Origin of the sequence: Streptomyces sp. NPDC051636 (genome assembly GCF_044453765.1) — a bacterium.
Classification (GTDB): Bacteria; Actinomycetota; Actinomycetes; order Streptomycetales; family Streptomycetaceae; genus Streptomyces.
In genome coordinates this window covers 1-1,463 of the sequence record NZ_JBITDA010000089.1, presented here as the reverse complement: position 1 = coordinate 1,463, position 1,463 = coordinate 1, and the positions used below count along the sequence as shown (strand labels likewise).

Below are 1,463 nucleotides of genomic sequence, written 5' to 3'. Positions count from 1 at the left end.
CGTTGATGCTCCTATTGCTGTCAAGCGGCTTGAAGCCAGTCGCGGTAGGCGTGAGTGAGGTCGTCGTCCCTGCTGAGTCCTCTTTCGAGTCTGGAGATCGTGGTGGGCCAGACGCCGAAGTGCTGTGCGGCGGCGGTGAGGGTGATGTTCTTGGCCTGCCGCAGAGGCCGTAGGTCGGCTGTGCCTGGAATGTTGACCGTGGTGGTGAGGCAGCGGAACATCTCCCGGGCGATGGCCCGCTTCAACATCCGGATGATCTCTTTCTTCGTCCGTCCGGCGGCGACGTGCCGTGCGACGTAGGCGCGGGTGCGGGCGTCGCCGGACATACGGACCAGGGCGATGCGGTAGAGCGCGGAGTTGGCGGTCCGGTCACCGCCTCGGGAGAGGCGGTGACGGTTGGTTCGGCCGCTGGATGCGGGAACCGGGGCGGCTCCGCACAGAGCCGCGAAGGACGCCTCGGTTCGCATCCGTTCGGGATTGCCGCCCGCGGTGATCAGCAGCTGCGCGGCGGTGTCGGGGCCGACACCGTAGGCGGCCCGCAGGCCCGGGTTGTGTGTGGTGACTTCGGCATCCAGGGCCCGTGTCAGCGCCTCGTGCTCGGCGGTGAGCTCCTTGACGCGGCGGGCGAGGCTTTTCAGTGAGGTCAGGACAGCGGTGTGCAGGGCGTCGCCGGCCGGCCGCAGCCGGGCCAGGGCCTCGGTGCGGTCGGTGCCCTTGAGCTGCCCGTACTTGGCGCGGATCGCCTCCGGAGCGGTGACGAGGACCTGGCCGATCTGGTTGAGTGCGGCGGTGCGGGCCTTGACGGCCGAGCGGGCGGTGTTGTGCAGGGCGCGTATCCCACCGACCGTGTCGTCCTTGGGGGAGCTGGTGGCGCGTCCGGACAGGGCGGCGCGGGCGGCGGCGTAGGCGTCGATGGGGTCGGACTTGCCGGTGCGGCGGCGTTCGGCCTTGTCGGGGCGATTGACCTCGATGACCTGGTGCCCGTGGGAGCGGGCGGTTCGGGTGAAGCCGGCCCCGTAGGACGAGGTGCCTTCCACACCGATTGCGATCACCCGCCCGTGGGCGGTCAGGAAGGCCAGGGCCGCCGCGTATCCGGCGGCGGTGGTGGCGAACTCCGCGTCGGTGAGGTGGCCTCCGTTGTCGCTGATGACAGCGACGTGGACGGTGTCGGTGTGGGAGTCGACCCCGCCGAACACATCCTGGTCCACGGTGTCCGCCGCACCCTGTGATGTCATGCTGATACTGCCTTCCCAGCCGAAGGTAGGCGCCGGCCGGGTGGCGCAGACAGGACATTGAAGGGGCTTCTGGCCAAGCTCCTATCAGGTCATGTTCCGCCCGGCCGGAGCCATGAGAACAGGTCCCGGCCGCCGGACAGAACAACGCGAAGACAGCCCAGCAGGGCGTCAGTCAGTGCCCGGGTCACGACCACCGGAACCCGAGTATCAGCATCAATGTCAGTGCCC

Annotated in this window: 1 protein-coding gene; it reads right to left on the bottom strand. The window is 69.0% G+C overall.

The genetic code is table 11. The features are described 5' to 3' along the window. Positions 1-20: 20 nt before the first annotated feature. Positions 21-1,235 (bottom strand): IS110 family transposase, encoded by a 1,215-nt coding sequence (locus tag ACIBBH_RS42495; RefSeq protein WP_399414362.1) that lies wholly within the window; start codon positions 1,233-1,235, stop codon positions 21-23. Positions 1,236-1,463 lie beyond the last annotated feature (228 nt).

Excerpts from the sequence above, each read along its gene's own strand:
- ACIBBH_RS42495 (WP_399414362.1), bottom strand. The coding sequence starts at position 1,235 with ATGACATCACAGGGTGCGGCGGACACCGTGGACCAGGATGTGTTCGGC.